A 13,044-nucleotide genomic window follows, 5' to 3' on the forward strand; every position below is an offset into this window, starting at 1 on the left:
CAATGATTGAACTCGAAGAAGCGGTAATGGAAATTATCGTCAATGCCGGACAGTCGCGCAGCCTGTGCTTTGAAGCGCTGCGCGCGGCAAGGGCAGGCAATCTTGACGAAGCGCGCCAGTTGCTGAAGGAGGCGGATGGCTACTCGCGCCAGGCGCATCACATGCAAACCAAATTAATCGAACAGGATGCGGGCGAAGCCCGGCAACCGATGACATTAATTATGGTACACGCGCAGGATCATTTAATGACATCATTATTAGCGCGTGAGTTATCCGAAGAGATAATTCAGCTTCACACTTTATATCGGCAATAATTAACGGAGAATTGATTACGGTAAATCTTAATTAAGCTGTACCCGCATTTAAAAAATAAAAGCAGTTCGTAATGGTGATGGCAATAATCTCTGCCCGGTCACCCGGGATGGTTATTGTCTGAGAATAACTTACTAAATTGAGATAACCATGAGAATTAATAAAAAACTTCCAGTGGCGCTGGCGGTTGCGGCCACCCTTTGCTCTGGCTCCGTCTTCGCACAAGAGTTTACCCAAGAGCAAATCGATGCCATCGTCGCCAAGGCGGTGGATAAAGCGCTGGCGGAACGCCAGGCGAAAATGGACGCCGCCGTGAACAAAAAAGCGGATGTGGTGGTGGAGCCGCAAAGCGCGGCGCAAACCCCGGATTTGGCGGTGCCTTACGGCCTGAAATTTAGCGGTTACGCCCGTTATGGCGCGCACTTCCAGTCTGGCGATCAGAAATATGTTGGCGTTGATGGCTCCTATAACGGCGCGTCGGCGATTGGTCGTCTGGGCAACGAAGGCAACGGCGGTGAATTCCAGCTCTCCAAAGCCTTTAAAGGCGACAACGGCGCAATCTGGGACGTCAACGTGATGTTCGACCACTGGGGCGACGAAGTTAACCTGAAAAAAGCCTATGCCGGGGTGACCAACCTGCTGGCATCCAACCCGAACGCCTACTTCTGGGCAGGGCGTGATTTCCACCAGCGTCCACAACAGGGCATCAACGACTACTTCTGGATGAACCACGACGGCCAGGGCGCCGGGGTGAAAAACTTCGATATCGGCGGCGTGCAGTTTGATGTCGCGGCTGTTGGTTCGGTGGCATCCTGTAGCCCGGAAGTGCTGGAAGATGAAGCCAACCCGTCACGCATCACCTGTACTGGCGGCTCCAACGTCGGCGATAAAGGTAACTATGCGGTGACCTCCAAAATCCACGGCATGAAAGTCGGCCCGCTGGATCTGGAAATCTACGCTAACTACGGTTTTGATTCGAAAGCGATTGAAAGCGATGCCCGTCTGAAAGCCTGGCAAGGTGGTGCGGTGCTGAGCCACACCTACGACCACGGCATTAACAAACTGATCGCGCGCTACTCCGATAACGCGGATAACAGCGTATTTAACAAAACCGACGATCTGACCGCGATTTACGCCAGCTTCGAAGGCAGCTACAAATTCTCCCGTCAGACTCAGATAGATTACCTGCTCGCGTACCACGACTACGACAACAGCGCCAACAAAGCGGATAACCGCCGCAACTATGGTGCGATTGTCCGCCCGATGCACTGGTGGAACGATGTGCACTCCACCTGGCTGGAACTGGGTTATCAACGCGTAGATTATGATGACGGCGGCGATAACCACGGCTGGAAAGCAACCCTGTCGCAGAACATCTCTATCGCGATGGGACCAGAGTTCCGCCCGATGCTGCGCTTCTACGTGACCGGCGGCGAAGTGGATAACAAACGCACCGCACGCGTGAACGGCACCAACGACTCGACGCTCGATTCGTTCAACATCGGCGCGATGTGGGAAGCCTGGTGGTAAGGTAACAAAACCGGAGGCGGTCCCCCCTCATGCCGCCTCCGGTTAAACTCTGTACATGTGTTATGATGCGCGGCCTTACGATAAGTCATCAGCATCACAGAGTTGGGTTAGCACATGGGTTCAAGTAAGAAAGGGATGTTTTACGTCCTGGCCGCCGCCGTTTTATGGGGCAGTTCCGGGGTTTGCGCGCAGTACATCATGCAGAAAAGTCATATCTCCTCGCCGTGGCTGACGATGACGCGACTGCTGTTCACCGGCGTGATTTTGTTAACGCTGTCGTTTGTCCACGGTGACAAAATTTTCGCCATCCTGAAAAACCGCAAAGACGCCTTTAGCCTGCTGTTCTTCTCGCTGTTTGGCGCGCTAACCGTGCAGCTCACTTTCCTGCTGACGATTGAAAAATCCAACGCCGCCACCGCGACGGTGCTGCAATTTCTCTCGCCGACGATTATCGTGGCGTGGTTCGCGCTGGTGCGCAAAGCGCGCCCCACTTTCCCCGTGGCGTCGGCGATTGTCACTTCGCTTATCGGTACATTTTTACTGGTGACGCACGGCAATCTGACGTCGCTCTCTATTTCACCTGAAGCGCTGCTGTGGGGCATTGTCTCGGCGTTTGCCGCCGCGTTTTACACTACCTACCCTTCGCAGCTTATCGCCCGTTACGGCACGCTGCCGATTGTCGGCTGGAGTATGTTGCTGGCGGGATTGATGCTGACGCCGTTCTTTGGCGGGCAGGGAAATGATGTTGTGGTGAATGGCCGCCTGCTGATGGCGTTCTTCTACCTGGTGGTGATTGGCACCGCGCTGACATTTAGCCTCTATCTGAAAGGCGCGCAGATGATTGGCGGCTCGAAAGCCAGCATTCTGAGCTGCGCCGAACCGCTGAGCAGCGCCCTGTTGTCAGTGGCGCTCCTCGGCGTGGCGTTTTCGCTGCCGGACTGGCTCGGCACGCTGCTGATTGTCTCGTCGGTATTGCTGATTTCCTGGGATTCGCGGCGCAAAATACGCGCCGCATAAGCCGACTGGTTTACGCTTTTACCCGCACTTTCGCGGCCACCAGCAGCGCCGTTAACAGCATCAGGCTACCGGAAAGGACCAGCGGCGAGAGTAAACCGTAATGATCCAGCGCAAAGCCGCCAATCGCCGCGCCGCAGGTGTTGGCAAGCTGGATCACCGCCACCTGAATGGAACCGGCTTTTTCTGCCTGATCGGCAAGCGTGCGGGTGATCCACGTCGACCATCCCACCGGGATCAGCGCAAAACCCAGCCCCCAGATAACGGCAATGCCCGCCGCGACAACCTTATCGCTGCCCCACAGAATCAGTACCAGGGCGCTAATGGCCAGGGTTAACGGTGCCATCGCTAACGCCAGTTTCACCGAGCGTTTCATCACCACCGAGGAGAACGACGTGCCGACAAAGCTGGCGATACCAAAGCTCAGCAGCACTAACGTCAGCCCGTCAACGTCAAACCCGGCGAGATTCATATAAACCGGGCGAATATACGTGAAGAACGAAAACTGCCCGGCGAAGACCATAAAAATGGCGATCATCCCGGCCAGTACACCGGGGCGCTTGAGCAGGCCGAACATATTCTCGTGGTGCTCGGTTTTCCCCGGCAGCGATGGCAATGCCCGCCACACCCAGATGATACAGACCGCGCCCATCAGCGCCGCGCCGTTAAACACATTGCGCCAGCCAATAATGCCACCGAGAAAACTGCCGAGCGGGGCGGCGATCACCAGCGCAATCGACACCGCGCCAAAGATCACCGACAGCGCTTTTGGCACGACGCGCATCGGCACCAGCCGCATGGTTAGCGACGCCGACATCGCCCAGAAACCGCCTAACGCCAGGCCAAGGCAGGCCCGACCCAGCAGCAACAAAGTGAAATTGGTGGCGAACGACACCAGCAGGCAGGAAAGCGTAAGCAGCACCGCGAACGCGATCACCACATAGCGGCGGTCGGCCGCGCGGATAACCGTGGTGATAAACAGGCTGGCAAACATCGCAACAAATGCCGTCACGGTGACGGTTTGCCCGGCCAGACCTTCCGATACGCCCAGATCCAGCGCCATTGGCGTGAGCAGGCTTACCGGCAAAAACTCCACGGTAATCAGGCAGGCCACGCAAAACGCCACGGCGAAAACCGCCGACCAGTTCGGGCGGCTTACCGCATCCGTTGAAGAGGGCGTCACAGATTGCTCACTCATTAGTTACCTGCTTAGTTTTTATTCGTGAAAGTCGCGCAGTGTAACATTCAAAATGTGTGACGCAATTAACAATTTGGCAACTCTGTGGCGGCGATGAATTCAACCGCCAGGCAGAAGGCGCGTCCGCCAGTGTGTATATGGCGACGCGGAATCGCGGCATAACGCCGGTGGGTTTTATGCCGCGTCACCAGCACCAGGAGCTATTTAACCCGTGCGTTACGCGCCGCTGTTGCCAGGCCAACAATCCACTCCTGGTGAGCATTGATCATCGGGTTTGGCACCGCGCTCGCCATTTGCTGCGCAGGAACACCGGTTTGCGATTCTTGGGTCAGGATGCGCACGCGGTTGCCGGGTAAATCCTCAAACAGCCAGGCATGAATCACATCCAGGCGCGACTGCGCATCCCCTTCCACCCAGCCGTACCAGGCGATACGAGCGGCCTGGCCTTCAACCGGCGGCACATATTCACACACCTGCGCCTCGACCGGGAAACCAAAGGTAGTGAAACAAAAACGGGCACTGGCGCTTAATAACGGGCCGCTGCCATCGTGGAAACGGATATCTTGCGCGTTGCTGTAGTAAGTCGGCCACAAGCGGGTGTCGTTCAGTTGCGCCCAAATGTCGTGTGCCGTAAGCCCGGCGACAATGATTTCGTTGGAGGCAAAATTATCGGTGGTGCCTGGCAAGTAATCCTGCGGCCAGACAATGGCACTTTGCGTCAGAGATTGCGTCATGGTGTACCTCGTTATGGATGAACGAGGCCACTTTGCGCCGCGCGGTGTTATAAATCTAATGACTATCTTTGATGAGCATCATCACGCTGCGTGATATCAGTGCAGCCAGTGAACACCCTCTTCGGGCATAAATAGCGCGTTATAGCGCATCTGGAAATTATTGAGATCGGCTCTGTCCGGTTCCAGTTCGCGCAGAAACCCTTGCGCCAGGCGGATTTGCGCATCGGTGACAGGTGTTGCCAGCCGCGCTTTTTGCAGCAACCGGTGCCAGTAAACCAGGTTCTGCTCGCTGCTATCGACAATAGACACCTGCCAGATCAGTAACACCTGGGCGGCGTTTTGCAGGTGCGCTTCGTCCGGGCGCGTCAGGTAGCTTAAATATTCGTTACCGGCGCTTTTGCCCATCTGGTCGATCATTGATTCCACCGGCACGGGCTGAATGTTGAGTCGGTCGGTGAGGCGGCGAATCGCGCGGCGAGAATCAGAGGTTAATACTCTGAAACCAATCACAAAAACCACCACCAGCGTTGCCAACATCAACCAAATCATAACCGCTCCCGAAGCGCAAAAGAGGCTCATCATACGGGGAAATTACCCGCTACGGACAGCCGTAAATGCGATAATCTTTATTATCGCTCTGGCTGGTCACTATCATGAATAACGATATCAGAAACCTCGATCTTAACCTGTTGAAAACGCTCGATGCCTTGCTTGATGAACGCAATGTCACCCGCGCTGCCGCCCGCCTTTCGCTGACGCAACCGGCGGTGAGCGGCATGTTGACGCGCCTGCGTGATTATTTTGCCGACCCGCTGTTTATCCGCGCGCCGCATGGCATGGTGCCCACGCCTCGTGCGCAGGCCCTGGCGGCACCGGTTAAACAGATTCTGGCGGATATCGACCGCTTGCTCAAACCCACCGCCTTTGACCCGCTCAGCGCCACATTTATCTGGACGCTGGCGGCAACCGACTACGCGCTGAAAGTGGTGATCGTGCCGTTTATTGCTGAGCTGAAAAAGCACGCGCCGGGGATCCGCATCCGCGTTGAACCCGTGGAGCCGCAGCGGCTGGTGAACCAGCTTGAGCGAGGCCAAGTGGATGCGGCGTTAATGACCCCGCACAGCACGCCGGAAGCACTGCACAGCCGGGCGCTGTTTGATGAGTGTTTTGTCTGCATGATGCGCGCCGATCACCCGGATGCGGCGCAAGACACGCTGACACTTGATCGCTTCTGCGCGCTGGAGCATGCGCTGGTATCGTGGGATGGCGACCGTTTTCGCGGCGTGGCAGATAATGCGCTGGCCGCAATCGGCAAAAGCCGCCGCGTGGGCGTGTCGGTGAATAACTTTCTGATCCTGCCAGAGATGTTAACCGTCAGCGATATGATTGCCGTGGTGCCGCAACGCCTCGCCAGCCTGACACCGGGCATGTGTATGCGTGAAGCGCCCTTGCCGATACCGGGGTTTACCAAAACCCTGGCCTGGCACGAACGCAGCCACCGCGATCCGGCGCATCAGTGGCTACGCAATCTGCTGTTCGACATCACCCGGGACTAAGCACAACGCTTATTCAAAGAACAGACCGAGTTTGTTGAACACGCCGGGATCGGTCTGGTGGCGGATAATTTGCACCACATCTTCCAGCTTATCGATCTGGCTTATCATCTGTTCCAGCCGCTGGTCGTTCGCCACCTGGAGCCAGATGCGGCTCTGCTCGCCGCTTTGTAGCGGTAGACAAAGAATGCCTTCCACGTTGAACGCGCGGCGGGCAAACAGCCCACAGACATGCGTCATCACGCCCGGATGGTTGCGCACGGTGAGTTCGAGAATGACGTTATCAGTTGTTTGCATGGCTTATTCCCCCACCATTTCTGTATTCGCCGCGCCCGGCGGCACCATCGGGTAAACTTTTTCTTGCGGATCGATACGCACATGCACCAGCGCCGGGCCAGGACGGGAGATTATCTCCTGCAACGCAGCCTGCGGGTTGGACTCGGCGTTTAAATCGCAGGTATGCAGGCCAAAACCAGCGGCAATCTGCATAAAGTTGATCATGCCGGGATAGGTTGCGGCAAACACGCCGGATTTGTAGAACAGGCTCTGTTGCTGATGCACCAGCCCCAGCGCTTCGTTATTCATCAGGATGATTTTCACATCGAGATTATTTTCCGCGGCGGTGGCCATCTCCTGGATGTTCATCATCAGGCTACCATCACCGGAAAAGCAGATGATCTTACGCTCCGGGTTTGCCAGCGCCGCGCCAATCGCCGCCGGCAGGCCAAAGCCCATGGTGCCCAGCCCGCCGGAAGTCAGCCACTGGCGCGGGCGGTTCAGCGGGTAAGCCTGCGCCGTCCACATCTGATGCTGACCAACATCGGTGGTGATAATCGCACTGTCGTCCACGCAGGCAGCGACCGCATTGATCAAACCGTAATGGGTGAGCGGGTCGCCCGCTTGCGGGATCGCGCCGGGAAACTCTTTTTGCAGCTGCTCCACGGTGTTACGCCAGGCGTGGCGGGAATGGGCTTCAACTTGCGGGATCAGCGCATCGAGCACGTCGCCAACGTCGCCCTGGATTGCCACATGCGCCTGCTTCACTTTGCCCAGCTCTGCGCGGTCGATATCCACATGAATAATTTTGGCATTCGGGCAGAACTGTTCAGTTTTGCCAATCGCCCGGTCATCAAAACGTGCGCCAAGCACCACCAGCAGATCCGCTTCCTGCAAAATGTAGTTGGTGCTGCGGGCACCGTGCATTCCCAGCATCCCGAGCGACAGCGGGTGCTGTTTTGGCAACATGCCGAGAGCCATTAATGTCATGGTGGTGGGCATATTGGCTTTCTCCGCCAGGTGGCGGATTTGCTGCGGTGCGTTAATCACCCCGCCGCCCAGATACAGCACCGGGCGCTCGGCGGCATTGATCATCTCTGCGGCGGCGTGAACATCCTGAGCGTTCCAGGCGGGCGCTGGCGCTTTATGACCCGGTTCCGGCAGCTCGCTGAGGGTGATTTCCGCCGTCTGCACATCTTTAGGAATATCTATCCACACCGGGCCCGGGCGACCAGACTGCGCAATGCGAAACGCATCGCAAATCACCTGCGGCAGTTCGCTGATGTCGCGAACCAAATAGTTGTGTTTCGTGATGGGGATAGAAATGCCGTAAGTGTCCACTTCCTGGAACGCATCGGTGCCAATCATCGAGGCCGGAACCTGGCCGGTGATGCAAATCAGCGGGATCGAATCGAGACGCGCGTCGGCAATGGCGGTCACCAGGTTGGTTGCCCCTGGCCCGCTACACGCCAGACAAACCGCCGGTTTGCCCTGCGTACGCGCCATGCCCTGCGCGATGAAGCCCGCGCCCTGCTCGTGACGCGCCAGCACATGGCGAATCTGTTTACTTTGGCTTAGCGCGTCGTATAACGGCAAAACGGTGCCGCCGGGGATGCCGGTCACGGTGGTGATGCCCTGACGTTCCAGTAAATGAACAATCAGTTGCGCGCCTGTGTAGCGCGTGGATTGCGATGTGCTGCCCGAACTTGCCATGCTCCAGTCCTTTTCTTCTGAGCCGGCTTTCCAGGAGAGGCTTAAACAAAAAACCCCGCCCGGTTTGCGCCGGCGGGGTTTTGGAATCGTGTGTTGTTCCGGACCCTACGGCGCATTGCCGACGACCACCACCACACGCACGACGACCACCGCGGCGTTATGCGCGGTTTTTAGTAGGCTCATCGGATTGGTGGAAGCGTTCATTAGGGGCCTGTCTGTTGTGTTATTTACGAGATTTATACAAGCACAGGAATCATTCGCCGACAACTGCTTTTTACGCACCCGCAGAAAACTGCGCAGCCGATCACGTTTATTTGCCTGGCGTCTGAAAACAAAAAACCTCGCCGGAGCGAGGTTTTTGTCAGCATTTTCGCGGTTGGTGGCCGCAAAACACACTGCGTTACGTCAACCACGCAACTATACGACGAATCCTGCGGATGCGCAATTTTCAGGCGGTTTTTCCCGCATTGAGTATGGATCAATGTCGAAAATTCCGCCAATAAATACTGTATATATAAACAGTGTTAATGTATAATGACCTTGCGAACCAGCGTGAGGGGCCGCGTTCTACGGCGCAAGAATTCCTGGCTGAAACGGGTGGTGCCGTCAGTGCCTTAACCCCTCAAGAGCACACTGCGTTACGCCAACAACAAGGCTGGCAACAGGTAGCGGAAAGGTACGTCAGCCGGTGCTCCTTGACCAGAGGAGAAGCGTATGGGCGGAATGGAGATGTTTATTCTGATCCTGAAACTCATTGTTGCCTTGTTGCAACTGCTTGAAGCTGTCCTGAAGTTTTTGCGGTAATTCAGGTTCAAGTCGCACCAAAGAGGGGCGGGAAACCGCCCCTCTTTTACGCTTATCAGGCTGTCTCTGGCTCGCGATTTTTCAGTTGCTGCAACTGGTTGTAAATATACGCCGTGTGGGCAATCGCCTGGCGTGGAATGGCCTGCCCACTCTCATATTGCATCAGCAGATGAACCAGTTGCGGCGCGTCAATAACCGGGATGTTCAACGCGTGGGCGCTATCAAGAAGCCCGGATACTGCGTCTTTGCCCTGCTGTTTAAAAAGAATATGCGGTAACGCGATGTTCTGCTGTTCGTAACGCAGGAGAACCGCCCGTGATGCGGCATCATTCAGCACCACATCCGCCAGCTTTAATACCTCCCCGGGCTGCGGCACATCGACGGGCACCGGCGGCGGGCTCATCATCAGGCTTCTGCGGTACGATTTAATATGCGGATCGCCTTCAGTATCTTTGTTTTCCCGGCGCACCTCCTCAAGGCTCATCCTTTGCGTCTTGATAAACAGATATTTTTGCAGGCCGAAATCGAGCGCCGTCCAGACCGCAAGCAATATCAATATGTGGTGAAAGATGTCGCTAACCAGGTTACGCAGCACCTGCGGTAAGCGCATCAGCGGGCTTGCCGCCAGGAAGACGATTTCGTTGATATGTGGATAAACCGCGCTGTAGCTGGCATAGACAATTGTTAAGAATTTCAGCAGGCTGCTCACCAATTCTGCAAGCTCCCTGGAGGAGAACATTTGCTGAATTTTTTGTAGCGGGTTTAGGCGTTCAAATTTCGGCATCGCCGATTCGGGCGCGATGAGAAAGCCAAATTGCAGCCAGTTTCCTAATAACCTTGCCGCTATCGCCACACCCAGAACAGGCGCCAGGAAGATACTCAACTCTACTGCCAGCAACTGCGTTAACCGCTTTGCCGCTGTAATAAACGGCAGCGTCATGAAGCTCAGCGCCACAATGAAGAGCTGCTGCAGACGAGCGATGCCGCGCTCCATAATGATAAAAATGAATTCCATCGCCAGCGTGATCAGCAGCAGCAACGGCACACCTTCATTTTTAAATACATTCCCTTTCTTACGCTCATCGCGGATTTTTTTCGGCGTAGGTTGTTCGTTTTTTTCCGCCATCGCTTAATCCGCTTTCAGATTAAGCGTGGAAGAAATCATCGGGATGACGCGCGCAGGCTGCAATAATTGCTGCTCAGCGAGATGCAGCAATATCGGGATATACACCACCAGAAAGGACAAACCGATAATAATTTTTAACGGGATGGTCACGGTGGTGACCTGCATTTTCGGGCTGTAAAGGCTCAGGATCGCCACGCTAAATTCGATCATCAGCATCAGCACAGCAAAAGGCGCGCTGTAAATAACAATAAAAGAGAATATGTCTGCGAGAAAAGCTAACCACTGTTTAAAGGTTACCGCTGTGTCAGTGAAGAAAAGTTTATCGATCGGCCAGAAGGTGTAGCTGCGCCAGAGAATATCAATGAGATAAGCGAAACCGTGAAAATGAATAAAAATCAGCAGAAAAATACTTTTAAAGACATAGCCAAAAAATGATCCACTGTTGGTTATTGCCGGGTTAATTTGCTCGCCCATTTGTCCGCCGCTCTGATTATCAAACAGAACCCCGACGCTTTCGAATAACCAGAAAGGCACAACCAATAAAAAGCCTAAAAAAATACCCAACAGCGACTCTTTTATCATCATAAAAATAAACATGATGCCTTTAATATTGCCAAAATCGGGTTGCGTATAAAAGGTAGTGGCGGGAAGCAAAGTAAATACCAGTGCGATACTGTAAAGCACCGCGCCTCTGATCTCCTTGAAAGAAAAAGCAATAATAATAGCCATGCAGGGATAAATGCGCGCACAGGCACTCACCAGAGCCATTAACGCCTCACCTAACCAGTCGAAAGAGACAAACGTCATTGCCAGGCTCTTATTTGGCTGATTAAGTCAAAACAGTTAATACTTAATTGCACTGTTTTTTGCAGCATCCAGTGACCGGAAAAAGCCAGAATGACGCCAACAGCTACCATTTTTATGGCAAAAGGTAATGTTGCATCCTGTAATTGCATCACCGATTGCAGCAGCGCAATGATAATACCCGCTACCACAGCGGTCACCACCGGAGGAACCGATATCAACATTGCCAGCACTAATCCCTGCTTGAGCAGTTCGACAATATACATATTTATTCTCATCGCTAAATGTAGCTGTAAAATAATCCTTCGAGTAAACGACTCCACCCTTCAATCAAAACAAAAAGCAGTAATTTAAGCGGAATAGCAATAAACATCGGCGCCACCATTTGCATTCCCAATGCCATCAGCACTGTCGATACAACGAGGTCTATCACTAAAAAAGGAATATAGATTAAAAAGCCAATTTTAAACCCGGACTGTAATTCCGAAAGGACAAACGCGCTTAATATCAGCGCCGGGTTATCGCGCGTTATTGGGTTACTCGCCTGATCTTTCCACAGTTTTTTTGCCGCTTCCGTTAAGCGAACGTGCGTTTCGGCATCAATATTGCGCTGTAAGAAATTTTGTAGCGGCGCAATTACCGTCGGGTAGTGAGCATAAATCGCGGCGACATCTATTTTATCCGGTGAGATTTGTCGCACGCGCTGGGTCATGTCATTAAACACCGGCCCCATAATAAACAGCGTTGCGGCAAGCGAGATGCTGTAGATCACCATGTTGCCAGGCACCTGCTGTATACCCAACGCGTTGCGAACAATTAGCAAGACAACGGAAATTTTAAGAAACGAGGTGGAGATAATCATCAGCAAGGGCAACAACGTCAGCGCCGCGATAAACAGCGCCAGCGCCGCGGGATTGATCTGCTGAATATCCATCAGAAATGCTCCATGCGGGTAATTTGCAGCCCCAGCACGCCTTCAACATCCACCAAAGTACCTTGCGCCAGCGGGCGCTCGCCATAATAAATGGCCGCCTGACCGGGGGTAAAATCCGTGAATGTCAGTATCGAACCCGCCCGCAGCGACTGCAGCGCGTCGAGCGTCAATGTGAGCGTTCCCGCACGCAGCGTTATCCGCAGGGGAACAGAGGAAAGATCCGGCATTTCATGAGGTTGTGACGGGATCTCGCGCGACAAAGGCACCGGGGGAATCGTCGCGTCCGGGTGCGGAAATGCCGTATCAACAGGGGTGAATTCCATTTCAATCTCCTTATGGGAAACAATCGTAAAGCTGTGCGCCAGCGGGGCGCATTGCTGTAAAGAGAAACACTGTGTGCCGATTTGCAGTTGCCCTGCTCCTGCCGGGTTAAAAAGCCGGTTTTCTGGCAGCACAATGTCGCCAACGCGTAAATGCCGTAATGCGTCTGCCGCAAGCTCCGTTGAGGCCAGGATCAACGGGAAAGAGAGTAAAAACTGCTTATTTTGCCGCGTCGGGGAAAAGTGCCACGATGAATGCTGAAGCAGGCGAATTAATGTTAACGGCGATAGCGCCATTAACCCTCTTTCATATTGCTCGCTGTTTTTTATTTCAATCCAACAATAAATTTCTGGTTCATGGCTTTCCTCAGCAGGCTGCAAGTAACCCAGCACATTTTTAATTTCCTGACTGAGCGCGGCGTTATAGACATCCCAATACCATTGGGCTGAAGCATTATTATTTTCGGCTAATAACGGGCAAATCGATAACAGGTTCAGCAAAGGTTCCGCATTATAAAGGCGTAATTTCCCGTGTTGACTGGCAAAACATATCGGTTTATTCGCCAGTCGTTCTCCTGCCTGCAACGGAAAGAGCCGTAACTGCCCCTGCTGGTCGTTAAGTTGAAAATTCAATATCGGTTGTCGATCCAGATATTGCCGGGCAATGACCTCATTTTTACTGACAGGAGGAAAAAACAGCGCAGCTTTATTCATCAATAATGGCTC

General features: G+C 54.0%; 16 protein-coding genes. 5 read left to right on the top strand and 11 right to left on the bottom strand.

The window, feature by feature from the left end; all coding sequences use genetic code 11:
- Positions 1–2 precede the first annotated feature (2 nt).
- From M8Q36_RS05590 to M8Q36_RS05600, 3 genes are all read left to right on the top strand, one after another.
- Positions 3–314, top strand: coding sequence for a PTS lactose/cellobiose transporter subunit IIA (locus M8Q36_RS05590; RefSeq protein ID WP_044489757.1), 312 nt, complete (start codon positions 3–5; stop codon positions 312–314).
- A 148-nt stretch (positions 315–462) separates the two neighbouring features.
- Positions 463–1,842, top strand: coding sequence for a carbohydrate porin (locus M8Q36_RS05595; RefSeq protein ID WP_249880283.1), 1,380 nt, complete (start codon positions 463–465; stop codon positions 1,840–1,842).
- Positions 1,843–1,956: 114 nt separating this feature from the next.
- The gene (locus M8Q36_RS05600; RefSeq protein ID WP_044489528.1) at positions 1,957–2,859 is read left to right on the top strand and encodes an EamA family transporter; all 903 of its coding nucleotides are present in this window, start codon (positions 1,957–1,959) and stop codon (positions 2,857–2,859) included.
- 10 nt (positions 2,860–2,869) lie between these two features.
- On the opposite strand, the gene nepI is transcribed toward M8Q36_RS05600, so the two are convergent.
- From nepI to M8Q36_RS05615, 3 genes are all read right to left on the bottom strand, one after another.
- On the bottom strand, positions 2,870–4,054 hold the full coding sequence (nepI, locus tag M8Q36_RS05605) for a purine ribonucleoside efflux pump NepI (RefSeq protein WP_249880284.1): 1,185 nt from the start codon (positions 4,052–4,054) through the stop codon (positions 2,870–2,872).
- A gap of 200 nt (positions 4,055–4,254) precedes the next feature.
- Positions 4,255–4,788, bottom strand: coding sequence for an SRPBCC family protein (locus tag M8Q36_RS05610; protein ID WP_249880285.1), 534 nt, complete (start codon positions 4,786–4,788; stop codon positions 4,255–4,257).
- 96 nt (positions 4,789–4,884) lie between these two features.
- Positions 4,885–5,337 carry a DUF1198 domain-containing protein gene (locus M8Q36_RS05615; RefSeq protein ID WP_045507402.1) on the bottom strand — a complete coding sequence of 151 codons (453 nt, stop codon included), beginning with the start codon at positions 5,335–5,337 and terminating at the stop codon, positions 4,885–4,887.
- Between the two features lie 104 nt (positions 5,338–5,441).
- On the opposite strand from M8Q36_RS05615, the gene M8Q36_RS05620 reads away from it, so the two are divergent.
- A complete protein-coding gene (locus M8Q36_RS05620) occupies positions 5,442–6,344 on the top strand; it encodes a LysR family transcriptional regulator (protein WP_249880286.1) in 903 nt (300 codons plus the stop codon).
- Positions 6,345–6,353: 9 nt separating this feature from the next.
- Here M8Q36_RS05620 and ilvN read toward each other — a convergent pair whose 3' ends face one another.
- The 3 genes from ilvN to ivbL all read right to left on the bottom strand — a co-directional run bounded on the left by ilvN (position 6,354) and on the right by ivbL (position 8,534).
- Positions 6,354–6,638, bottom strand: a complete 285-nt coding sequence (ilvN, locus tag M8Q36_RS05625; protein ID WP_017458118.1) for an acetolactate synthase small subunit — start codon at positions 6,636–6,638, stop codon at positions 6,354–6,356.
- A gap of 3 nt (positions 6,639–6,641) precedes the next feature.
- On the bottom strand, positions 6,642–8,330 hold the full coding sequence (gene ilvB / locus M8Q36_RS05630) for an acetolactate synthase large subunit (protein ID WP_249880287.1): 1,689 nt from the start codon (positions 8,328–8,330) through the stop codon (positions 6,642–6,644).
- 105 nt (positions 8,331–8,435) lie between these two features.
- A complete protein-coding gene (gene ivbL / locus M8Q36_RS05635) occupies positions 8,436–8,534 on the bottom strand; it encodes an ilvB operon leader peptide IvbL (RefSeq protein ID WP_249880288.1) in 99 nt (32 codons plus the stop codon).
- 510 nt (positions 8,535–9,044) lie between these two features.
- Between ivbL and tisB the strand changes: the two genes are divergently transcribed.
- Complete coding sequence (gene tisB / locus M8Q36_RS05640) at positions 9,045–9,134, top strand: type I toxin-antitoxin system toxin TisB (protein ID WP_017458115.1); 90 nt, start codon at positions 9,045–9,047, stop codon at positions 9,132–9,134.
- 55 nt (positions 9,135–9,189) lie between these two features.
- On the opposite strand, the gene M8Q36_RS05645 is transcribed toward tisB, so the two are convergent.
- Genes M8Q36_RS05645 through M8Q36_RS05665 form a run of 5 tightly spaced genes read right to left on the bottom strand, consistent with a single transcriptional unit; the run spans position 9,190 to position 13,032 of the window.
- Positions 9,190–10,260 carry an EscU/YscU/HrcU family type III secretion system export apparatus switch protein gene (locus M8Q36_RS05645; RefSeq protein WP_249880289.1) on the bottom strand — a complete coding sequence of 357 codons (1,071 nt, stop codon included), beginning with the start codon at positions 10,258–10,260 and terminating at the stop codon, positions 9,190–9,192.
- A 3-nt stretch (positions 10,261–10,263) separates the two neighbouring features.
- The gene (locus M8Q36_RS05650) at positions 10,264–11,067 is read right to left on the bottom strand and encodes an EscT/YscT/HrcT family type III secretion system export apparatus protein (protein ID WP_249880290.1); all 804 of its coding nucleotides are present in this window, start codon (positions 11,065–11,067) and stop codon (positions 10,264–10,266) included.
- Complete coding sequence (sctS, locus tag M8Q36_RS05655; protein WP_249880291.1) at positions 11,064–11,330, bottom strand: type III secretion system export apparatus subunit SctS; 267 nt, start codon at positions 11,328–11,330, stop codon at positions 11,064–11,066. Before sctS ends, M8Q36_RS05650 begins: the two co-directional genes overlap by 4 nt.
- A 14-nt stretch (positions 11,331–11,344) precedes the next feature.
- Complete coding sequence (gene sctR, locus M8Q36_RS05660; RefSeq protein WP_249880292.1) at positions 11,345–11,998, bottom strand: type III secretion system export apparatus subunit SctR; 654 nt, start codon at positions 11,996–11,998, stop codon at positions 11,345–11,347.
- The gene (locus M8Q36_RS05665; protein WP_249880293.1) at positions 11,998–13,032 is read right to left on the bottom strand and encodes a FliM/FliN family flagellar motor switch protein; all 1,035 of its coding nucleotides are present in this window, start codon (positions 13,030–13,032) and stop codon (positions 11,998–12,000) included. Before M8Q36_RS05665 ends, sctR begins: the two co-directional genes overlap by 1 nt.
- Positions 13,033–13,044: the final 12 nt, after the last annotated feature.

The organism is Kosakonia sp. R1.Fl (genome assembly GCF_023516815.1).
Lineage (GTDB): Bacteria > Pseudomonadota > Gammaproteobacteria > Enterobacterales > Enterobacteriaceae > Kosakonia.